This window comes from Psychrobacter sp. UBA3483, assembly GCF_002377905.1.
Taxonomy (GTDB): domain Bacteria; phylum Pseudomonadota; class Gammaproteobacteria; order Pseudomonadales; family Moraxellaceae; genus Psychrobacter.
In genome coordinates this window covers 1-21,209 of record NZ_DFQS01000026.1, presented here as the reverse complement: position 1 = coordinate 21,209, position 21,209 = coordinate 1, and the positions used below count along the sequence as shown (strand labels likewise).

The following is a 21,209-nucleotide window of genomic DNA, read 5'->3' as shown; positions in this document are numbered from 1 at the left end:
TTGATCTGTATTTGTGTCTTCATAACCACAAATATATCCTCGTGCTTAGGCTGTCACCCTTCTTTTATTACCCCAGCATACTTTTTGATACACCACCAGAAATTTTACAATAGATTTTAAAGAGTAAGAATCTTAAAAAAGCGGCGTAGAATCGCTGCTATCCGGCATCAAGCCTTGTAATAGTAAAACATCTAGATGCTGTTGTTGCAATTTTTTATCAAAATCATTGACCTCAGCAATCAGCATTCTCTCGATACGCTTGTCACTGGCAAAGACGCTAAGGCGCGCACAAATAACGGCCAACTGATAAATACGTTTTTTGCAATAACCATCCAAGCCTTGTAGCAACCTCACCATATGCGGCGTTTCAAGACTGGCATATTCGTAGTCGCTCACGATTTGCGGAGCAAGGGCGGTAACCCCATAACTGATAGACAGATGGGCACAAAAATAGCAGCTAAATAAATAACCAACCACGTGACCAATATAATAAGCGCGGTCATAGGTAAAACTGCTGACCCCAAAATGACCAAGCACATAACTGTTTAAGCTGCCTTGATCTACGATAGGCTTGTCGTGCTTGAGCTTACCAACGGTAGGGAAACGCAGTGGATTGTGACCATCTTGTGTCGTCAGCTGCCAACCGGCAGGCTGCTGCGCGGGCATATGACGCACGATGTCTTCGATAATATCATCGACAACGTGCAACTGTTGCCATAAACGCTCTAGCCCATCGGTATCCATCAGACCACGTTTATCAAGCTGCTGGGCAAGCAGATATTGCTGATATTCTGCAAACTGCGTTTTTAGCGTTTGCACAAGATACGTAGGACGGGTGGCGGCGGAAGCCATATATAGCTGACGTGTGCGCTCATGCTGACGACGATAAAGCGCTAACCGCTGCGCGGCGACATTGGTCTCGCTGCTGTTCGACTCACTGCTGCTAAGAGTATTTAGACTTGCTTGCTCAAAACCTGATTCAGTATTTGACTCAGCATTTGATTCGGCGTCTGGCAAGGTAAATAACGCGAGCAGCGCCGCTTTATCAAGGGCGGGTGTAACGTTAACTTTTTGCTTATTTTTTGCCACACGCTGTTTGTTTCTCACTTTACTTTTTACGTCTTTTTTATCAGCGTTGGCTGTCGAAGTAGCGGACGCAGTAGTACGCTGGCTATTTGAAGTCACGGTTGGCTTAGCGGTTGGTTCAGTCATAAAATACCATTAGCTGCAAAAATGAACTTTGCCCAAGTTATCCTAAATGAGTAGCCTATCAGCACTTATAACTACTTACTTATCGATAGCGACCAGCAGACGCTGCCATAAAATGCGCTAAAACCTCGCTATGAAGCTTGGGCAAAACATGACTCTATAGTACCTTAACCTAAGTGCATTGTCAGCTGTCCGTCGCCGAAATACTCAGTATCGAAATCAGTGATAAAGGGGATGGTAAAAAGTGGTTATGGTAAAAAGCGAAAATGTTTAATTAATAATGAGCATTGAGAAAAAAAGCGCTAAAGCCAATAAATAGCCTGAGCGCTTTTTAAAAAAGTATAGCAATTAACAGCCAATTAAGAGAGCGTTTGTTGTTGATACTGCTGCCGATAAGCTTTGGGCGAGATACCATAGACACGCTTGAACGCTTGGCTAAAGGTTGAATCCGAGGCATAACCGACCAAACCGCTGATACGGCTGATACTGTTTTGCTGCAAACGCAAATAACGAGCAGCCAAGCGCAAGCGATAGTCCATCAAATAGGTCAACGGCGGTATACCGACGACTTCTTTAAAGCGCTGGGCAAAGCTTGAGCGCGACATGCCCGCTACCTCAGCAAGCTTATTAATGGTCCAATTTTCGCTTGGCTTCTCATGCATCGCAACCAGTGCTTTGGTTAAAAATGGATCTTTCATGGCTTTTAGCCAATTCTCAGTGGCTTCAGGCAGACTTTCAATATATACCCGCAAACATTCAATCATCATAATACTGGCCCAATGATTGATCACCGCAGTTTTACCCATGCGCTCGTGCTCAGCTTCTAGCGTCAGTAGCCTAATCTCGACATCAATCACCTCAAAGCGGCCATCATCTTCGTCGTTGACTTCCGGCAGTATCGGAGGCAGCACGGACAATAAAGGCCGAATCATCGCCTTGTCGTACTTGCACTCGATTAATATCAATGACGCTTCAGAATCACCGTCACCTTTTACATCCAGCGTATGCTCTTGACAGTTTGACAGTAATTCATCTAACGGCTGCGCTGCATCAGCATGATAGTCGAGTGCGTAACTCACATGTTGATGCGCACTTGGAATCATAATCATGTCACCGGCGCGCGTTTCTCGCGGGCCATTGCCGACGTCAATGCAAAAACCACCCGACATGACCAAATAAAACAAAATCGTATCTTGCCTAGTGAGTGAATAAGACCAATTGCCCGTCACATTCAATCGATAATATTTGGTTTCGAATAAATGTACATTTTGTAGCAACACGCTTAGTGCGTCCATCGCTCACTTCCTCAATAGCATACAACAACGGTTAAATTTAAACACAGACCTATAAAAGGTAAAGACAGCTATGATACGAAAAAATATGGCAAACGCTTAGGGAATTAAATGTCTAAGAAGTTTATAATTTGCAATAGCGTCATCTTAAAATAAATCGACACATCAACAGTCGCGCTCGATGTAGTAATGTAACGTCTTTACAGTGAAGTTACTACAATGAAAACCGAAATTAATTTAGATAGGATTTATTGATATCGAACAGACAGGCATAAAAAAATGCCCATAAAGGCAAATAGAGGACTTACAAAAGATATTTAATGAGATATGAGGGGTAATGCAGAATAAAATATGGGGCGACTGATGGGACTCGAACCCACGACAACCGAGATCACAACCCGGGGCTCTACCAACTGAGCTACAACCGCCATAACTATTGCCTGATAAGGCAAGATTGACAGGCTAAATGGTGCGCCTGGCAGGATTCGAACCTGCGGCCACCTCCTTAGAAGGGAGATGCTCTATCCAGCTGAGCTACAGGCGCTCTTAGAGGACTTTTATATATTTTGATTGGTTTATCATATCAGAAATATCTAACATAAAAAACAATATCATCATACATAAAAAAAAGCCTGTAAGGCTCTTTAAATAGATGGTCGGAGTGATAGGATTCGAACCTACGACCCTCTGGTCCCAAACCAGATGCGCTACCAAACTGCGCCACACTCCGAAATTCTCTATTATCTCGATAATTTGTTACTTAACTCGTTATTGGTAATACCGTTAACTTGTTAATGTTCCTCGCTATCGAGGTGCACATATTAAGGGGTAAAGCCGATTGTGTCAACACCTATTTTTGATTATTTTAAAGAATCGTTAAATTCTTTCAAAAATACGCCTTTTTTATAAAAATGGCGGTGTCACAACGTTGGTTTTTACCAGTCTTAATACTACATTGCCAACAGCGCTTATTATACTACATTCAAATCTGGAAGCAAGCCGCCATTTATGGTTCCGCTCAGCACATTAAAGGGTATTAGCCATAATTCGGTATATTTTACGGACTTTTCGTGGCTTTTATCATTGTCTACATCATTATAAGCTTGTTGCTTAAGCAAGATTGGTTGTATGCGATTGTCCTGTACCGGATAAACCAGCCAGCCCTGCTCGGCATGATAAGCCTGCGCATAACTGCTCAACTGATAGGCATCACTCGCACTAATCGCCCCTGCATGCGGCAAATGCTTCCATTTAATATCAATCACATGACTATAATGGGCTGATAGCTGTGAGCAAGCAGAGGTATGCGATTCTGGCTTTACAGCGTCCTCGTCAAGCGCTTTGAGATTAGGCTCAGTCTGCACTTGAGCGCTTTTATAAATCAATAAATCAGGACGAATAGACAAACACGCCTGCCCTTTTGCATCATGTAGCCAAACTCGCTGTGCTTGAAACAAAGGCTGATAAGCCAAATCAGTTTGCTGAAACATTTTCGCTATGCGTAGGCTTGCCCACTGCTCAAACGCTTGATTCATATCAATCAATAAGCATAAACGCGGTTGTGCGGTATTTTGCTTGGCTAATGTTTGCGGCTTAATCCCATTGCCAGTATGAGCGTCAGATTGCTGCAAGAGCCAATAAGCCAAGTCTAATAACTGCTGCGCCGCTTGTAATTGCTGCCGAGATAAAGGCTGTAGCGCCAATTGCCGCTTTGCTTGCTGATAAAAAGACTCAAGCCGCTGCAGCTCGTAACGACTTAACACTGCTACTTGTCGCCACAGCTGTAATAAGGGCAGTGACATTGATGCTGACAATAGCGGATTTAGTAAGACCAGCGCGCTTTTAATTAAGCGATTACACAGCATCTCTTGGCTTAGCACACTGCTTTCACAGATGAATTTATGCGGTTGCATGCAGTTATGGCGTAATTGTTCTTTAATCAGCAAACGACCTTGTAGCGCTGCTTGGTTATGGATTCGCGCTTGATAGTGCTTGGTCGGCTGATAATGCGCCAAACGCTGTAAAAATTGTGCGAGCAGCCAATCAGATAATGGCAGTGTTTTAGTCGGTAGCGCTGCTAACAGAGAGCTAACTTGGCCAAAGTTTTTTGTATTAGGAAGCTTGTTTTTATCATGACTGCTGGTTAAATCCGCCAGCATATCCTGCACCCATTGCCGTGTTTGATTGATGTCATTGGATTTAGCTAAACCGTATGGGTGTTGATGATTATGTTTGCTAGACGTTTTTGCCATTAGCTTGGGCAATATCTCAAGCGTCATACCACTTGGTAGTAAAATCACGCCAATATAATGCCCAACTTTTAGCTGCCATTGTCCTTGCTGACGTTTAATGCTAAAAACGGCAAACTCTTGCGCCATTAACCAGTGAAAGTCCGCTACGTGCGCAAAATCATGGGCCGTTAAACGTTGATGCTCAAACACCGTAATAACATTAGCATTAAGTGCAGCCGCATTGACGTTATTAGCAATACTCGCACTATTACTATTGCCACTATTAACGTTGTGATTAATATGGCTGCCTATCGCTGTGCCCTCAGGCTGTAATATTCTACTCATCACAAGCTAGCAACCTTGTTAATATAAACGCTGATAGACAAACGGCTTGGCAAACTCAGCAGTATGATTGATTAAATCGGCATTAATTTTATAACTGCCCGTACCCATAGTCTGACCGAGAAATGAATGCTGGTCGGCGAACATTGGATTTGAGTTATTAGGAAGGGCTAGGTTATTGGCATTATCAATTAGCGCTTGGCTATCTTGTATAAACTGCGCACTTATCGGCTGCTGCTCATCTTGAAAAATATATTGCAAAACAGTGATTTGCTCGCCCGCGGCTTGCGCCAATTGCGGTATGATTTGTTCAATCAGTGCCGTTTGCAAGTGCTCAAGACTGTCTACTGACCATAAAAACGCATGACCCAATTGTGCTTCTACCCCAAGCGTTTGCGCGATGCGGTTATTTAAACCGGTTAAGAGTTTCGCTAAATCAATGGTTTGTGTTGGATAACTGTTTTCTGTTGAATAAAGTTTTTCTGCTGGATTCGTTTTTTTTGCATTAAGCGCTTCTGGATTACTAACTTCTGTATTATCCGCTTCTAAGTCTTGCTTAAGATAAATAATAGGTAATAATTCCGGCTGCGGCGGACAATCAATAAAGCGAAAACGCCGTCGTAATGCCATATCAAGTGGCGCTAGTGAGTGGTCTTGGGTGTTCATGGTGGCATAAATATCGACATTGGCAGGGACGCTAAAGGTTCGCCCTGAATAGGCCAAATTAACCGTCATCGCGTTTGCCATGCCGGCGCGTTTATCTGGTTCAATCAAACTTAATAGCTCGCCAAAGACGCGTGAGACGTTAGCGCGATTAATTTCATCAATCAGCATCGCATAACGCTGCTCGGGGTCATTGGCAGCACGTTGGCATAATTTCAAAAACGCACCATCTTGCACGCTATAAATCATTTGAGATGAGCTGTTTTTTGTATGATCGGACGGCGCTATCACCGGGCGAATACCTTCGACAAACTCTTCATAACCATAGGCTTGATGAAAGCTGACCATACTAAAGCGCTGCTGACGGAACTCTTGATTTTGGGTATTATTCTCACGCTGCGCCTGTTGAAACTCGGCCAATTGCTGCGCTAAATCACTTAACAAATCCATGCTTTCGGGTAGCAGATACCATGCACCGCTATTGTCTTTATCAAAATAGGCTTGGCTGGATCGATTTTTATAACTTACCGTTTGTGAGCTCGTAGGCGTGTGCATTTGTAGCACAGACCAAGCGGTATTGCTTAAGTTTTTATCACGCGCATTTTGCGCCGCTTTATTGACAAAAAACTCATGACTGACCATTTCTGGTACCTTAACCAAGTCCTGTTTTTTAGATTTAAAATCCAAAAATATTAAACAAACCACGTCACGCCAGCTTAATTCCTGCAATAACCGTCCTAATAAATCCTTGTCATTTACCCGAGGCAAATAGTCGGTATATTGCTGGGCGATTTGGAGCAAGCGATAGGTTTTACCTGTACCAGCAACGCCGGTATAAATGATATTGGTCGGTTTTTGAGGAGACATATCCGGCATAGCCTTATCCAGTATTAAAAAATCACGGCAACGATACTTCAGCATTTTAGCCACGTAAGAGTTTAGCTATTATAACGTAGCTCTTTTGCATTAGATGACCTAACATTCAGTGATGCTGTTTTTCAGTAGTACCATTTTTAGCAACCTTACTTTTAGCGATGTTATTGCTAATATTTATTGCGAACATTTAAGGTATCGTTACGTTAGTCATATTTTATAAGCTCAGCAGTTCATGTTAATAATAGTAGCGATACGGCACTTAATGTACCATAGTTAGAAATTTACTAAGTTAGAAATGCGCCAGCGTTAAAATAGCTGCTAGGATAAAGCTGGTTACTTTTCTCATTTATCGCTTATTTTCTAACCATCCGTTAATTAACCCAGTTGGCTAGCCTAATGAACCAGCTTGGTTAATTAATATGATTCAACCACTCCAAATTGAGGAATGTTGTATGTCAGGATTATTAAAAAAACTCCCTACCAAGCTGACCAATAAACGAGCAGCCAAAGTAGCTGACAACACAAGATTGCCAGTCGAAAAACCAAATAGCACCTTAAAACCCATCAGCAACCAATTTACCAAGCTGCTATCAGTCACCAAATATTTACCGGCGGGTGCGCGCGCCAGCATTTTATCGAAAGCCTTTGGAAAAGTGGTGCCATATGTGGGCACAACGGGTATCTATTATGAGACCGTCGACCCCAATCAAGTGGTGGTCAGCTTAAATAATACCAAAGCGGTGCAAAACCATATTGGCTCAGTCCATGCCGTTGCCATCACTTTACTTGCGGAAACCGCCACTGGGTTTATTTTGGGTTTAAACCTACCGTCTGACCGCGTATTATTGATTAAATCTTATTCGGTGAACTTCTATCGTCCGATTAAAAAAGGTCAGATTGCTGCCGTGGCGTCATTATCGGACGAGCAGCGCTTAGATATTTTAAATACGCCAAAGGGTGAAATGGTAATTCCCTGCGTGATTCATGACCGTGAGTCAGATAGCGACCGTGACCCTATCGTCGTTGAGATGACGTGGGCTTGGATACCCAAATCTGAGTTAGAAGCGCGCCGTCAAGGTAAAGCCGCTAAAGCGCTAGAGAATAATCAAGTTGACAATAAAAAAGCTGAAGATGAGCCGTCTAAAAACAAACCATCTGAAGACAAACAACCTGAAATAGAGCAACCTAAAAGTGAAGAAAGCAGCAAGCACTCGACGCCAGAACTCGAGAGCAATTAATGTCAATTTGTTAGAGAAGCAAATAGCTACCAAAAAATGGATTTAAGAGATACCACAATAATAAGGAGACAAGCATGTCTATATATATTAATAAACTGACTACTCAATTATCTAAAGCGGTGCTGATTAGCGCCTGTTTATTAGGCTTGGGCTTTGCCGTTACTGCCAATGCAGCGCCAACGACTACTAATAATGCAACCGTCACCAAATCTAGCCCAGTCTTTCTCGGTGATGGTGGCAATTATCCATTTTCAGAAGCGGTACGTGTCGGCGATACGCTCTATATGTCAGGACAGATTGGTTTTAAAGACGGCAAATTGGTCAAAGGCGGCGTAAAAGCGGAAGCCAAACAAGCGCTCGATAATATCCATGAAACCTTGTTAAAGTACGGCTATCAAAAATCAGACATCGTCAAATGTATGGCGATGCTGACCGATATGGATGATTTTGATGACTTTAATAAAGTCTATAAAGCAGAGTTGGCTAAACCTTACCCTGTACGCTCAGCCTTTGGCGTTTCAGAGCTGGCAGCGGGCGCAAGCGTTGAAGTTGAATGTATCGCCGCAAAATAGCAGCGCTATTTAAAATAAGCCAAACTAACTTTTTGATTACGCGGTTATTGAGCCAATTGCACTGGCTTTTGACTCAATAATCGCTTTTCTTTATACAATCGTTTTTTTATACAATAATAGCATCATCAGTCAGGGCGCTTTCTTTGGTTACCCGCAGCACTTCTTCTAATGTCGTCCGACCCTCTATGACTTTGCGTAGTCCATCAGCTCGTATCGATGGCGTCTGCTGACGGGCGTACTCTTCTAGCTCGTACTCGGCAGTATTACTATGAATCATCCGGCGCAAGGTATCGTCAATCGGCACCACTTCATATATCGCCGTCCGCCCTTTAAAGCCTGAATTATTACATTTATCACAGCCAACGGGTTTTGGTAAATTAATAATATTCTCTACTAATTTTTCAGTAGCCGTACTTTTAGCATTCGACGCTATACCAATTTCAGTAAATAATTTGGCCTGCTCGTTATCAGCAGCTTGCCAGCCATGACAATGCGTACATAATGTCCGTACCAAGCGCTGAGCGACGACACCAATCAGCGATGATGATAATAAGAAAGGCTCTACGCCCATATCCTGCAAACGTGTGACCGCACCGATGGCGGTATTGGTATGCAGCGTTGATAATACCAAATGCCCTGTCAAAGACGCTTGCACGGCAATTTCCGCGGTCTCTAAATCGCGAATCTCACCAACCATCACCACGTCTGGATCTTGCCGTAACATGGCGCGTAAACTCTTAGCAAAGGTCATATCGACTTTATTATTAACCTGCGTTTGCCCAATGCCATCGAGCTGAAACTCAATAGGATCTTCAGCAGTTAAGATATTGCGGGTTTGGTCATTTAAGTCGGTCAATGCCGAATATAAGGTGGTGGTTTTACCCGAGCCCGTTGGTCCAGTTACCAAGATAATGCCATGCGGACGATGGATTAAGCGCTTAAGCTCGCTATAGTCATTATCAGATAGACCGAGATACGTCATATTCAGACGACCCGCTTGTTTATCGAGCAGGCGCATTACTACCCGCTCACCAAAACTTGATGGTAGCGTCGATACCCGCACATCGACCTCACGCCCTGCCAGTCTTAAGCTAATACGACCGTCTTGTGGTACACGCTTTTCGGCGATATCCAATTTGGCCATGACCTTGATACGCGAGACCAGTAACGGCGCTAATTGGCGTTTTGGCGTGATGATTTCTTTGAGCTCTCCATCGACACGAAAGCGTACCACTAGCCGTTTCTCAAAAGTTTCAATATGAATATCTGAGGCATTTAAACGTATCGCTTCCGACAACAACGCATTAATCAGACGAATAATCGGCGCATCGTCTTGTTGGTCCATCAAGTCTTCCGTTTCGGGGACGCTATCTGCCAAGCTATCAAGGTCAGGATGGTCTTCAAGCCCAGCGGCGATATGCTGCGACTCACCCGTATTACCGGCATAAGCGGCATTCATGCGTTTTTCGAAATCATCAGCGCTGATACTTTCGTAATTTGGTACGCCACGCACGCCTTGCTGCTGTAAAAAACGCACCGCTTCATTAATGGCGGACAGTGGTGTGGTTTTGGTCAACACCAGTGTCGGCGGCAACTCGGAATCAATGGCAAGAATGGCCAAAATTTGATGGCGTTTTGCAAAACTGTACGGCAGCTGCAGCATAAAGACGACCTAGTGAGTGGCTAATTTAAAAAAGAACTTATAAAATAACTTTGAAAATGGCTTTGAAAACAGCCTTGAAAACACAATCTAATACATGCTAAAAAACACTACTGACTTGACTGTTTCAACCCCTATGCCTAAATCGTTAAACTGGGTAAAGATTGTCAGTAAGCGCGCATGAGTTTGTTATAATAACATTTTGTTTTAGGCAAGTAGCAAGGCTTTGTTTGGATTTATGACTTTGCTATTTAGGCAGTTGTATTATTAGCATTTAACATCGCAAGCATTTAGCCCCATAACGCCTATTTACGTTTTGCTTCTGCTAATATTTGATAAAAATTCTTATTGACCACAGTAACACCCTTGTTATTGTCATTAATAACACCTTTGTTCGCCCGCTATTAGGATTATCCTTATGTCACACGCCGCAAACTCTCCTGCCAACGCTCAGTCATTTTCACAAGAGTCCTTATCAAAAGATACTTTTACTGTCGGCAGTCGTACATTTTCTTCTCGATTGTTGGTCGGTACTGGTAAATATAAAGACATGGCTGAAACGGGTGCGGCTATTGGTGCCTCAGAAGCTGAGATTGTCACCGTTGCTATTCGCCGTACCAATATTGGTCAAAATAGCAATGAGCCAAATTTATTAGATGTCATTTCACCGGATAAATATACCATCTTGCCCAATACCGCAGGCTGTTTTGATGCCGAAACCGCGATTCGTACGTGTAAGCTTGCTCGTGAGCTATTAGGCGGGCATAATCTGGTTAAGCTAGAAGTTTTGGGCGATGAAAAGACCCTTTATCCAAATGTGATGGAAACTTTAAAAGCGGCAAAGGTATTAATCGATGATGGCTTTGAGGTCATGGTGTATACCTCTGACGACCCTATTGTCGCTCAAGAATTGGAAAGCATGGGTTGCGTGGCGATTATGCCGCTTGGTAGCTTGATTGGTTCTGGCCTTGGCTTGCTCAATCGCCATACCCTAAGTCTCATTATCGAAAATGCCAATGTACCCGTATTGGTTGATGCTGGCGTCGGTACTGCTTCTGATGCCGCGATTGCCATGGAGCTTGGCTGTGATGGCGTGCTGATGAATTCAGCCATTGCCAATGCGCAAAATCCAGTGATGATGGCAAATGCTATGAAACATGCTATTTGGGCAGGACGTCAGGCATTTTTGGCGGGTCGTATGCCGATGCGCAAAATGGCCGCTGCCAGTTCGCCGCAGACCGGATACTTTTTTCAGTAGTTTTTAGCTTATATTTTTCAAGTTGAATCCTGCAGGGCGAATTTTCTAGCTTAAACCTTTAAAAGTATGGCTTAACACATAATGAAATAATAAAAATCCCGTGCGCCATGCTTTTTATATTAAGATGTTTTTCTAACTACTGTTAAATTTTCAATAATTTTTTGCTATATTTTTTAGTTTTACTACACTTTACCTTTGTTTAACTGAATACTTATTTAGTTCATTGCCATTTTTCATTCATCGTCATAAAAGGATTTATTATGCGACTTCTCACAGCGGTCGACCAGTTGTTCTTACTTCTTGAGTCGCGTAAACAACCCATGCATGTTGGGGGGCTATTCTTATTCGAATTGCCAGAAAATGCGGACAGCAGTTTTGTTTGTCAATTGGTCAAACAAATGCAACACTCTGAGGTGCCGCCGACCTTTCCTTTTAACCAAGTGCTTGAGCATTTGATATTTTGGAAAAAAGACAAACACTTTGACGTTGAACACCATTTGCATCATGTGGCACTACCAAAGCCTGCGCGTGTACGCGAGCTTTTGATGTATGTATCAAGAGAGCACGGTCGCCTGTTAGATCGGGCGATGCCGCTATGGGAATGCCATGTCATTGAAGGGATTGAGCCAGAAAGCGAAGGCGCGCCTGAACGCTTTGCCTTATATTTCAAAATTCACCATTCGTTGGTTGATGGCATCGCGGCTATGCGACTGGTCAAAAAATCTTTATCGCAATCGCCGACCGAACCGGTCACACTACCGATTTGGTCGTTAATGGCGCGACATCGCAACCAGGTCGATGCTATTTTGCCAAAAGAGCGCTCAGCACGGCGCATCATCAAAGAGCAAATATCGACCATCAAACCAGTATTTACAGAATTGCTCGATAATTTAAAAAACTATGGCGATGACAGTTATGTCAGCACCTTTTCTGCACCGATGAGTGTGCTCAATAAGCGCATTTCAGCTTCACGGCGCATCGCCGCGCAGTCTTATGAAATACAGCGTTTTAACGATATCGCTGAGCGCTTAAACATCAGTAAAAACGATGTGGTACTTGCCGTTTGTGCCGGTGCCATTCGTCGCTATCTACTGTCGATGGACGCGCTACCAAGTAAGCCATTGATTGCCTTTGTGCCGATGTCATTACGTACTGATAATAGCGTGGCGGGCAACCAGTTGTCCTTTGTCCTTGCCAATTTGGGCACGCATTTAGACGATCCACTCAGCCGCATCGAGCTGATTCATCGCAGTATGAATAATGGTAAACGCCGCTTTCGCCGTATGAATCAAGCGCAGGTTATCAATTACAGTGTTATCTCCTACGCTTGGGAGGGCATAAATTTGGCAACTGGGCTGTTTCCAAAAAAACAAGCCTTTAACCTGATTATCTCAAATGTACCCGGTTCGGAAAAACCGCTCTATTGGAATGGCGCGCGCCTGCAGTCTTTATACCCAGCGTCTATCGCATTTAACGGTCAAGCGATGAATATCACCCTTGCCAGTTATTTGGACAAGATTGAATTTGGGATTACTGCTTGCAGTAAAGCTTTACCGCACGTACAAGACATGCTTGTACTCATAGAAGAAGAGCTGCAGTTGTTGGAGCGCACCAGTAAAGAGCTTGAGTTCCAAGGGATCACGGTTGAAGATAAAAGTAGCAATAAAGGTAATGGCAAAACAAAAAAGCTGGCTCCATAACGGAACCAGCTTTTTAATATTAAGTTTGCTCAATGATTATATTTAGGTGATGCTTAGAGTTGACGCTTAGGCGGTGCTTAAAACGCATCACCCCAAGTTGGGACAACCACTTGCATCAATGGTTTTAATAGTTTGATGTTACAAGCGAAAATAGAACCTGAGGTCATCGAGTTGTGCGCGCCTGTATGGTCAACCACCACGCCACGTGCTTCGGTCACGATTAGCTCACCGGCAGCAATATCCCAAGGCTTAATAGACATCTCAAAATAACCGTCAAAACGACCAGCTGCCACATAACATAAATCAAGCGCAGCTGAACCTAAACGGCGAACTTGACCACCTTCTTCAGAGATTTTCTGTAAGCTCTCAAAATGCTGCTTGGCATAAGAGATAACTTCACCATTGCGTTTACGCTCAAGCGGATGACCGGTAGTAAATAAACCACCATCAATCGTTTTACGTTCACTAACGTTGATACGGCGCTGGTTTAAACGCGCGCCTTTACCACGGCTGGCAGAAAACATCTCATCACGAACAGGATCATAGATGACGCCGTGTTGGGTCACACCTTTATGCTGCACCGCGATAGATACACAAAACTGCGGCACACCATGGACGAAGTTTTTGGTGCCATCTAGCGGATCAATAATCCAGCACCAGTCTGCATCTTCGCCGCGACCTTCTTGCATACCAAACTCTTCGCCCAAAAACGAGTGATTTGGATAGCTGGCTTTTAGGGTCTCAATCGTCAGCTCTTCACTGAAACGATCAATGCGGGTCACTAAACCATCAAGTCCTTTTGACTCGATATCTAGCTCGATTTTGTGGCGGTTTTGATGCGCATATAAAATCTCTTTACCGACTTTTTCAGCAGCACGCGCTGCGATAACGACCATGGGTTCCATAAATAACCTATTTGCTTGATGAATGAATATTACTTAAAAGATGTGACTTATAAAATGTACGAAAAATAAAACCTACTTACAACTGACTCACATTCATAACTCATGAAAACCATCGCCGCCTAGCGAACCAAATCTATGATTGCTAGCAGTGGTGCCGCCCAAGTTGTCAAATAATTCACACCTACGGCAAGTAGGCGAGGTCTAAGCAAAAAGCAAAAATGCTTTATTTTTCAATCCGCTATTTTAGCAATTTTTTTTGAGCGATAGGGTTTTATTTTAGCAACTGCTGCAGCTGGCTTACGACCCCTGCAACATCCAGACCACAATCAGCCATTTGCTCTGCTGGCGAACCATGAGCGACAAAGCGATCAGGGATACCGATATTACAGATAGCTGGGCGGCTATTTTTAAAGGCTATTGATTCGTTTAACAGATATTCATTGACCGCACTACCCGCGCCGCCCATAACTGTATGCTCTTCTAGCGTCGCAATATGGGTGATGCCTTGCTCGATTAAGACGTCAAGCAAGTGCGTATCTAAAGGTTTTACCCAGCGCATATTCACTACATGGACTTGGCAGTCTGATTTTATATTATGGTTAATCAGGCTTTCTGCCGCTTGCTGAGCGGTCGCCATCATAGTGCCAAAAGCCAATAACGCCAATTTATGAGGCGCGTCGTCTCGACCTAAAACTGACTCTACCACCGCTTTACCAATAGGATAAACTTGCGCTGGCTGGGTAATAGCCGCGCCGACGCCGACACCGCGTGGATAGCGTACAGCTGTGCAGCCTTGATATTCATAGCAAGTATTGAGCAAATGGTAGCATTCGTTTTCATCTTTTGGCGCGGCAATCAGCATATTTGGCACGCAGCGTAAAAAGGCAAAATCGAATACGCCTGCGTGAGTGGCGCCATCTTCACCGACCAAACCGGCGCGATCAATAGCAAACATCACATCAAGGTTTTGTAACGCCACATCATGAATGAGCTGATCGTAACCGCGCTGTAAAAAGGTCGAATAAATGGCGACGATTGGCTTGACGCCTTGGGTTGCCATGCCACCTGCTAACGTTACCGCGTGTTGTTCAGCGATGGCGACATCAAAGAAGCGCTTAGGAAATTGACGGGCAAACTCAATCATGCCCGAGCCTTCTTCCATGGCTGGGGTAATGGCAAGCAATTTCTCATCAGTAGTAGCTTTATCGCATAAGAACTGACCAAAGACTTGCGAGTATTTTAAGTGCGGTGTACTCGGTGTTAGGTTAGCGGTTAGCGCTTTCTTCTCGCTATCTTCAGCAGGCAATCTACTAATGGCATGATAGCCAACTGGATCTAATTCAGCAGGCGCAAACCCTTTACCTTTGGTGGTATAGATATGCACCAATACGGGGCCTTTTAATTGCTTAGCAAGCGATAGCACGCGCAGTAGCTCAGGGATATTGTGGCCATCAAATGGACCAAAATAAGTAAAACCGATGGCTTTAAATAGATTGTCTTCTAATTGCGGCACATCGCGCAGCTCGTTATGACGTTTACGGCGGTCATAAGCTTGCATGTCAGGACGCTGGCATAATATCGGCTCGCCGGCATCAGAGATATCAACCTGATAGCCTGATTCCCATAACGTCGCTAAATGCCGCGAGAAGCCACCAATCGAGCAAGATATCGACATGTCATTGTCGTTTAAAATGACCAGCAAATCTGCGTCTTGTTGGACGGCATCGTTCATCGCTTCAAATGCCATACCTCCGGTCATCGCGCCGTCGCCAATAATACAGGCAACCGTTTGCGCGCGCCCTTGATAGCGCAGCGCCAGACTCATGCCAAGACCCGCCGAAATAGACGTCGATGAATGTCCAACGCCAAACGTATCGTAGACCGACTCGGCGCGTTCTGGAAAAGCGGTCAAACCATCTTTTGAGCGAATAGTACCAAGCTTATCACGGCGCCCCGTCAAGACCTTATGAGCATAGGCTTGATGACCGACGTCCCAAACAATCTGATCTTGCGGCGCATCTAACAGATAATGCAGGGCAATGGTCAACTCAATGACGCCTAAATTGGCCCCAAAATGACCACCGCTTTGACCGGCTGAATAGAGCAGAAAAAGCCGCAGCTCATCCGCCAAGGTAATGAGCTGACTTTCGCTAAACGCTTTTAAATCAATCGGAGCGTCTACTGTATCAAGTAGCGGCGTATGCGGACGCTCACGTGGAATAACTGCATAGGTTTTTTGCAGGTGCGATAGCGATGCAGCAGAATCAATGGCTGACGCAGATAATGACTTAGACTGTGGGGAATGAGGTGACTGCTGCATAAAACGTACGATACCTACCAATCTGCTAACAAGATGCTACCTTAGATACTGACTATTATTAGTCATCATCTAAGTGGCGTTAATAATAGTGCGGACATTATAAACTGACAAATGTCATCGACTATATGTTTATTGATACAGCGCTTAAGATAGCTGTGAATAACGATTTAAAATAAAACAATACTTTCAAGCTTTCACTTTTATGGGCATTTTAAAATGAGAATATGCCCTCATATAAAACATTCTACTGCCTGCTGACTTTGTATCCATATCGGACGTATATCGGGCGACAGTGACGACATAGTAATGCAAGGGCTAAGACTTGTCACTGTATCCGTCAAAATAGTATGGCATAATAGCATTTATTTTTAATTGTCGCTTTAATCATCGTGCGCCGTCTGTGAACTTTGTGTGTATTTCTACCAAACAGCTTTCGTATGCTATTTAATCAGCAGCGCTTATATAGCACCTTTATTATTATAAAACTTTAACCGACCGCTAGCGTCACGATGATCGGCTTATGCAGGACATTAATGTCATATCAATTTATCACCAATGCCAAACTACCTACTCGTCACGGCGAGTTTGATATTCATATCTTTGAAAACGCAGACGGTCAAGAGCATGTGATGCTTACCGTCGGTTTACCTGTGGCCAAGCAAACTGAGGTTTTAAATCAGCAGGACACGGCATCAATCAAAGACAGTCAGGCGTCAAAAGAAGCGCCCATTCCGCTTATTCGTATTCATTCGGAATGCTTGACGGGTGATGCCTTTAGCTCATTAAAATGTGATTGTGGTCCCCAGCTTAATACTGCCATGCAGGCAATACAAGAAACCGGCTGCGGGGCGATATTATACTTGCGTCAAGAAGGTCGCGGCATTGGTTTGACCAATAAAATTCGCGCTTATGCCTTGCAAGATCAAGGGCATGATACGTTAGATGCCAATCTTATGTTGGGCTTACCGGCGGATGCACGCGTTTATGATATGTGCGGACCGATGCTCGCTCACGTTGGCGTCGATAGCGTGCGCCTGATTACCAATAATCCCGATAAAGTCGCTTACTTAACCGAACATGGTATCAATGTCGTTGAGCGCGTGCCGTTATTGGTTGGGGTGAACGATATGAATGCTGAGTATTTAGCAACCAAACGCGACCGCATGGGGCATCTGCTCGATAAAGATTTCAATACCGCCTTACACCTTAATAAATAGTAAATAATTAGATATTTTATGACCATACCAAATATAGACAATAATGACAATTTGCCAGAGACAAATTCGGCCGTGACGCCAACCCATAATGATATCATGCGCGTGCGTGAGTTTTTGGTGGGTTTGCAAGCGCGTATCTGTCAAGCGTTAGAAGCGCAAGAGCGCGACGGTAGCAGCAGTGATAAGCCAGCAACCTTTGTACCTGACGACTGGGAGCGCCCTGAGGGCGGCGGCGGTCGTTCTTGCGTACTCGCAGATGGCGAAGTGATTGAAAAAGCGGGCGTGATGTTTAGCCATATTCATGTGCATAACCTACCCGCTTCTGCAACCGCGCGGCATCCTGATATTGCCGGTCGTAAAGCGCAGGCGATGGGCGTCTCATTGGTGGTGCATCCTAAAAACCCTAATGTACCGACCAGCCATGCCAACGTGCGTTTATTCGTTGCTGAAGCCGAGGGTGAAGAGCCGATTTGGTGGTTTGGTGGCGGTTTTGATTTGACGCCGTTTTATCCAGTACTTGCCGACTGTGTACATTGGCATCAGGTTTGTCATGATCTGTGCGCACCGTTTGGCGATAGCGTCTATCCTGACTTTAAACAGTGGTGTGACGAATACTTCCATCTGCGTCATCGTGATGAGCAGCGCGGTATCGGCGGCCTGTTTTATGACGACGTCAATACCGAGAGCCGTGGTTGGGATTTTGAGACCTGCTTTAAGTTTATGCAAGCGGTCGGCAATGGCTACCTTGAAGGTATACTGCCAATTTTTGAGCAGCGTAAAAATGCTCCCTACACTGAAGCGCAGCGTGAATTTCAGCTCTATCGCCGCGGACGCTACGTCGAATACAACCTCGTTTATGACCGTGGCACCCTGTTTGGGCTACAAAGTAATGGACGTATTGAATCCATCTTAGTCAGTATGCCGCCGCTTGCCAGCTGGCATTATCGCTTTGAACCTGCCCCCGGGACACCTGAGTTTGAATTGACCGATTTTTATCTAAAACCACGCGATTGGTTGACTTTATAGTCGTCATTGGCATAATAAGCCGCAGACAGCGTTTTGGTTCTTGTATAAATGGTCCTATTTGCTCTCTTTAAAATTTCAGAAAAACACTATCAAGGTCAGCGTTACTGCTGACCTTTATTATTTACTGTTTTTTATTTGAGAGCAGCCTAAGAGCAGCCCAGTTGTTAGATAGGGCATTGTCATTTTTAGCATATGACATGCGCTTTGGCGACAACTCATGGCAGATTAAAATACCATTACAAAGATGCCATTACAAAAAGGTACTTTATTATCCTACTTTATCTTAGCCTGTTGAGGTTTAATTGACAGCAGTATGGGTTTAAAGTGATATAGATTTAAAGCCATGTCGGTTTAACAGGCTACATGGTAAAAGACCAGAATTTAGCTGTCTTTAGCACTGAAAACAACAACATAATATTTCATTCATAGTAGCAATTGAATAGGTGGCGAGCATGCAAATGCTACGGCACCTTTTTATTAGCCACGTATAAAGGAGCAATACAGATGGCACAGGTTTGTAATAATAAATCATTCAAGTCTATCGTCGGCATCAGCGTGATGGCAGCCGTCTTAGGTCTAACGGCTTGTAGTACGCCAGTTGACCCTGACGTCAAAGCACGTCAAGACAGCATGAAAAGCTGGGGCGATGCGATGGGTATCATGGGTGATATGGCTGAAGCGCCAGATACGTTTGATGCCGAAGTCTTTAAAGAGCAAGCGGCATTTTTAGCAAAAGACTCTGCCAATCCTTGGAGCCATTTTGAGAACCAAGAAGCCACGGGTAACGCCACTGAAGCAGTTTGGAGCAACGTTGACGGCTTCCGCGCTGAAGCAGATGACTTCCAAAAAGCCACGGCTAACCTAAATGCCGCGGCACAAACCGCAACCAGTGTCGATCAAGTTTTGCCTGCGCTTGGGCAAGTCGGTGACAGCTGTAAATCATGCCATACCGATTTTAAAGTGAAAAAAGACTAACGAGTATTCGCTTTCAGATACAAAAAAGCCGCTATTGATAATATAGCGGCTTTCTTATTAGTTAAAGGGTGAGTTATTTAACCCATTAAGTCCGCTTGAACGATTTCAATCCAGTAACCGTCAACGTCTTTGATAAAGGCAATATTTTTCATACTGCCGTCCTCAGGGCGTTTTTTAAACTCAACGTTGTTTTTATCAAACCAAGCAACTGCCTCATCAAGGCTTGGTACACTAAAGCAAATATGACCAAAACCTTGTGGCTCACTGTTGCCATCGTGATAGCTAAAGTCCGCTTGGGTTTCAGTGCCATAGTTATGGGTCAGCTCTAAAATACCTCGCTGGCGAAAAGCAAAAATCTCTAAATCATCACCTGCGGGCAAATTATCACGCTCGCTCTCAGTGAGCTTGGCTAAAAAATACAAATCAAAACCCATCGCAGGGAATTTTTTTACTGCCAATAACGTCATGCCTAAAATACCCGTATAAAAAGCCAATGATTTGGCAGGGTCTTTGACGCGTAGCATGGTGTGGTTAAAAGTATAACCTGCTGTCTGCGCTGAAATCGGCTGCACGCCTTCTGCTTTTACGCTGCTCTCAGGTTGAGCAATACTGTCTTTATTAGCGTCTAAATTTGTTGAATCCGTCATAATTTTTCCAATATCTAAGTGTTGTTAATTATCCGTTATCAATCGTTAACGTTAATAGCGCATACCTTCATAATTCACTCGTCGCCACTATTTTAGTCGTTAAATGATAATAAATTTAATAGTAAACAACGATTAAGTATCTAAGAAGCGTACTTTTCCAGTCTCTAAATTATACTCGGCGCCAACGACGAGTAACTGCCCACTATTGGTTAAGTCTTCTAGGGCGCGCGAACCATGCTTTAATTGGCTAACCGACATGCGCACATTGGCACGAATAGAGCGATCGACCAGCTCATCTGCATCAACGTCTTGACCATTGGCCGTTGCCAGCTCATGCAAGTTGTAAACACTCGGGCGAATACGATCGACGATTGACTGTAAGTTTGGCGAGTAGTTTTGCTCAGGATTGATCAGCGCATCGACGCAAGCAGTGACCGCGCCGCAGTGCGAATGCCCAAGGACCACCACTAATTTGGTACCAAATTTTTCCGCGGCAAATTCAATCGAGCCGATTTGCGATGGCGCGACCACATTACCCGCTACGCGTATGACAAACAAATCGCCCAAACCTTGGTCAAACACAATCTCAACTGGGACACGGGCGTCCGAGCAACCCAAAATAATCGCTAATGGGTCTTGATCACTGATCAGTTCGGGACGTTTTTGCATACAGGGGTCAGTGCTGGTCAAGCTCTCTACATAACGTACATTACCTTCTTTGAGTAGTGCCAGTGCTTCTTGTCCAGTTTTTGGGCGGTTACTGTTAGGCATAAGGGGTCCTTGTTTATCAAAATTTTTAAATTATAAATTGCGCTAGCATTCTGTTTTCTACTTTAAAATACAGCTTTCAGCTATGCTTAGCTATGCTTAGCTTAGCTTTTAAGCTTATCTCTTAAACTTAGCCGTTTGCTATTGCAAATATCCTTGTATGTAGCATACACAAAATTATTGTAGCGCAAGCAAGGCAAAAAAACGGTAAAAATTCTTTATTGTAAGATGGCAGCATTGCAAGCCAAAGCATTTCAAAACAAGAAACTTTAAGCCAAGTATTTTCCATTTTTGGTGGTGTTCTAAAAAG

17 protein-coding genes and 3 tRNA genes are annotated in these 21,209 nt (G+C 44.0%); 7 read left to right on the top strand and 13 right to left on the bottom strand.

What is annotated here, in order from left to right; all coding sequences use genetic code 11:
* Positions 1 to 132: 132 nt before the first annotated feature.
* The 7 genes from B2866_RS04800 to B2866_RS04770 all read right to left on the bottom strand — a co-directional run bounded on the left by B2866_RS04800 (position 133) and on the right by B2866_RS04770 (position 6,604).
* A complete protein-coding gene (locus B2866_RS04800; protein ID WP_296191164.1) occupies positions 133 to 1,212 on the bottom strand; it encodes a hypothetical protein in 1,080 nt (359 codons plus the stop codon).
* Between the two features lie 356 nt (positions 1,213 to 1,568).
* The gene (locus B2866_RS04795; protein ID WP_296191162.1) at positions 1,569 to 2,504 is read right to left on the bottom strand and encodes an AraC family transcriptional regulator; all 936 of its coding nucleotides are present in this window, start codon (positions 2,502 to 2,504) and stop codon (positions 1,569 to 1,571) included.
* Between the two features lie 349 nt (positions 2,505 to 2,853).
* Positions 2,854 to 2,929: transfer RNA gene (locus tag B2866_RS04790), tRNA-His, on the bottom strand.
* A 39-nt stretch (positions 2,930 to 2,968) separates the two neighbouring features.
* Positions 2,969 to 3,045: transfer RNA gene (locus B2866_RS04785), tRNA-Arg, on the bottom strand.
* Positions 3,046 to 3,154: 109 nt separating this feature from the next.
* A tRNA-Pro gene (locus B2866_RS04780) sits at positions 3,155 to 3,231 on the bottom strand.
* A gap of 241 nt (positions 3,232 to 3,472) precedes the next feature.
* Positions 3,473 to 5,077, bottom strand: coding sequence for an McrC family protein (locus tag B2866_RS04775; protein WP_296191160.1), 1,605 nt, complete (start codon positions 5,075 to 5,077; stop codon positions 3,473 to 3,475).
* Between the two features lie 18 nt (positions 5,078 to 5,095).
* On the bottom strand, positions 5,096 to 6,604 hold the full coding sequence (locus tag B2866_RS04770; protein ID WP_296191158.1) for an McrB family protein: 1,509 nt from the start codon (positions 6,602 to 6,604) through the stop codon (positions 5,096 to 5,098).
* A gap of 461 nt (positions 6,605 to 7,065) precedes the next feature.
* Between B2866_RS04770 and B2866_RS04765 the strand changes: the two genes are divergently transcribed.
* Both B2866_RS04765 and B2866_RS04760 read left to right on the top strand, forming a co-directional pair.
* Complete coding sequence (locus tag B2866_RS04765) at positions 7,066 to 7,851, top strand: DUF4442 domain-containing protein (RefSeq protein WP_296191156.1); 786 nt, start codon at positions 7,066 to 7,068, stop codon at positions 7,849 to 7,851.
* Positions 7,852 to 7,925: 74 nt separating this feature from the next.
* Positions 7,926 to 8,423 (top strand): RidA family protein, encoded by a 498-nt coding sequence (locus B2866_RS04760; RefSeq protein WP_296191154.1) that lies wholly within the window; start codon positions 7,926 to 7,928, stop codon positions 8,421 to 8,423.
* Between the two features lie 106 nt (positions 8,424 to 8,529).
* On the opposite strand, the gene gspE is transcribed toward B2866_RS04760, so the two are convergent.
* Positions 8,530 to 10,086: a type II secretion system ATPase GspE gene (gspE, locus tag B2866_RS04755; protein WP_296191151.1), complete on the bottom strand. Its 1,557-nt coding sequence runs from the start codon at positions 10,084 to 10,086 to the stop codon at positions 8,530 to 8,532.
* Positions 10,087 to 10,501: 415 nt separating this feature from the next.
* Between gspE and B2866_RS04750 the strand changes: the two genes are divergently transcribed.
* Together B2866_RS04750 and B2866_RS04745 are read left to right on the top strand one after the other, a co-directional pair.
* Positions 10,502 to 11,341 (top strand): thiazole synthase, encoded by an 840-nt coding sequence (locus tag B2866_RS04750; RefSeq protein WP_296191149.1) that lies wholly within the window; start codon positions 10,502 to 10,504, stop codon positions 11,339 to 11,341.
* A gap of 260 nt (positions 11,342 to 11,601) precedes the next feature.
* Positions 11,602 to 13,041, top strand: a complete 1,440-nt coding sequence (locus B2866_RS04745) for a WS/DGAT/MGAT family O-acyltransferase (protein ID WP_296191148.1) — start codon at positions 11,602 to 11,604, stop codon at positions 13,039 to 13,041.
* Between the two features lie 77 nt (positions 13,042 to 13,118).
* Here the strand turns inward: B2866_RS04745 and B2866_RS04740 are convergent, their stop codons facing one another.
* Positions 13,119 to 13,946: an inositol monophosphatase family protein gene (locus tag B2866_RS04740; protein WP_201562429.1), complete on the bottom strand. Its 828-nt coding sequence runs from the start codon at positions 13,944 to 13,946 to the stop codon at positions 13,119 to 13,121.
* A gap of 271 nt (positions 13,947 to 14,217) precedes the next feature.
* The gene (dxs, locus tag B2866_RS04735) at positions 14,218 to 16,266 is read right to left on the bottom strand and encodes a 1-deoxy-D-xylulose-5-phosphate synthase (RefSeq protein WP_296191146.1); all 2,049 of its coding nucleotides are present in this window, start codon (positions 16,264 to 16,266) and stop codon (positions 14,218 to 14,220) included.
* Between the two features lie 533 nt (positions 16,267 to 16,799).
* On the opposite strand from dxs, the gene ribA reads away from it, so the two are divergent.
* The 3 genes from ribA to B2866_RS04720 all read left to right on the top strand — a co-directional run bounded on the left by ribA (position 16,800) and on the right by B2866_RS04720 (position 19,484).
* Positions 16,800 to 17,483 (top strand): GTP cyclohydrolase II, encoded by a 684-nt coding sequence (gene ribA / locus B2866_RS04730; protein WP_296191144.1) that lies wholly within the window; start codon positions 16,800 to 16,802, stop codon positions 17,481 to 17,483.
* Between the two features lie 18 nt (positions 17,484 to 17,501).
* Positions 17,502 to 18,509 (top strand): oxygen-dependent coproporphyrinogen oxidase, encoded by a 1,008-nt coding sequence (gene hemF, locus B2866_RS04725; protein ID WP_296191142.1) that lies wholly within the window; start codon positions 17,502 to 17,504, stop codon positions 18,507 to 18,509.
* Between the two features lie 504 nt (positions 18,510 to 19,013).
* Positions 19,014 to 19,484: a c-type cytochrome gene (locus tag B2866_RS04720; protein WP_296191141.1), complete on the top strand. Its 471-nt coding sequence runs from the start codon at positions 19,014 to 19,016 to the stop codon at positions 19,482 to 19,484.
* 77 nt (positions 19,485 to 19,561) lie between these two features.
* On the opposite strand, the gene gloA is transcribed toward B2866_RS04720, so the two are convergent.
* The 3 genes from gloA to B2866_RS04705 all read right to left on the bottom strand — a co-directional run.
* Complete coding sequence (gloA, locus tag B2866_RS04715; protein WP_296191139.1) at positions 19,562 to 20,131, bottom strand: lactoylglutathione lyase; 570 nt, start codon at positions 20,129 to 20,131, stop codon at positions 19,562 to 19,564.
* 132 nt (positions 20,132 to 20,263) lie between these two features.
* Positions 20,264 to 20,902: a carbonic anhydrase gene (locus tag B2866_RS04710; protein ID WP_296191137.1), complete on the bottom strand. Its 639-nt coding sequence runs from the start codon at positions 20,900 to 20,902 to the stop codon at positions 20,264 to 20,266.
* Between the two features lie 127 nt (positions 20,903 to 21,029).
* The coding region (locus B2866_RS04705) for a hypothetical protein (protein WP_296191135.1) at positions 21,030 to 21,209 on the bottom strand (180 nt) is incomplete at its 5' end.

Coding starts and splice junctions, on each gene's coding strand:
- B2866_RS04800 (WP_296191164.1), bottom strand. CDS start 1,212: ATGACTGAACCAACCGCTAAGCCAACCGTGACTTCAAATAGCCAGCGT.
- B2866_RS04795 (WP_296191162.1), bottom strand. CDS start 2,504: ATGGACGCACTAAGCGTGTTGCTACAAAATGTACATTTATTCGAAACC.
- B2866_RS04775 (WP_296191160.1), bottom strand. CDS start 5,077: ATGAGTAGAATATTACAGCCTGAGGGCACAGCGATAGGCAGCCATATT.
- B2866_RS04770 (WP_296191158.1), bottom strand. CDS start 6,604: ATGTCTCCTCAAAAACCGACCAATATCATTTATACCGGCGTTGCTGGT.
- B2866_RS04765 (WP_296191156.1), top strand. CDS start 7,066: ATGTCAGGATTATTAAAAAAACTCCCTACCAAGCTGACCAATAAACGA.
- B2866_RS04760 (WP_296191154.1), top strand. CDS start 7,926: ATGTCTATATATATTAATAAACTGACTACTCAATTATCTAAAGCGGTG.
- gspE (WP_296191151.1), bottom strand. CDS start 10,086: ATGCTGCAGCTGCCGTACAGTTTTGCAAAACGCCATCAAATTTTGGCC.
- B2866_RS04750 (WP_296191149.1), top strand. CDS start 10,502: ATGTCACACGCCGCAAACTCTCCTGCCAACGCTCAGTCATTTTCACAA.
- B2866_RS04745 (WP_296191148.1), top strand. CDS start 11,602: ATGCGACTTCTCACAGCGGTCGACCAGTTGTTCTTACTTCTTGAGTCG.
- B2866_RS04740 (WP_201562429.1), bottom strand. CDS start 13,946: ATGGAACCCATGGTCGTTATCGCAGCGCGTGCTGCTGAAAAAGTCGGT.
- dxs (WP_296191146.1), bottom strand. CDS start 16,266: ATGCAGCAGTCACCTCATTCCCCACAGTCTAAGTCATTATCTGCGTCA.
- ribA (WP_296191144.1), top strand. CDS start 16,800: ATGTCATATCAATTTATCACCAATGCCAAACTACCTACTCGTCACGGC.
- hemF (WP_296191142.1), top strand. CDS start 17,502: ATGACCATACCAAATATAGACAATAATGACAATTTGCCAGAGACAAAT.
- B2866_RS04720 (WP_296191141.1), top strand. CDS start 19,014: ATGGCACAGGTTTGTAATAATAAATCATTCAAGTCTATCGTCGGCATC.
- gloA (WP_296191139.1), bottom strand. CDS start 20,131: ATGACGGATTCAACAAATTTAGACGCTAATAAAGACAGTATTGCTCAA.
- B2866_RS04710 (WP_296191137.1), bottom strand. CDS start 20,902: ATGCCTAACAGTAACCGCCCAAAAACTGGACAAGAAGCACTGGCACTA.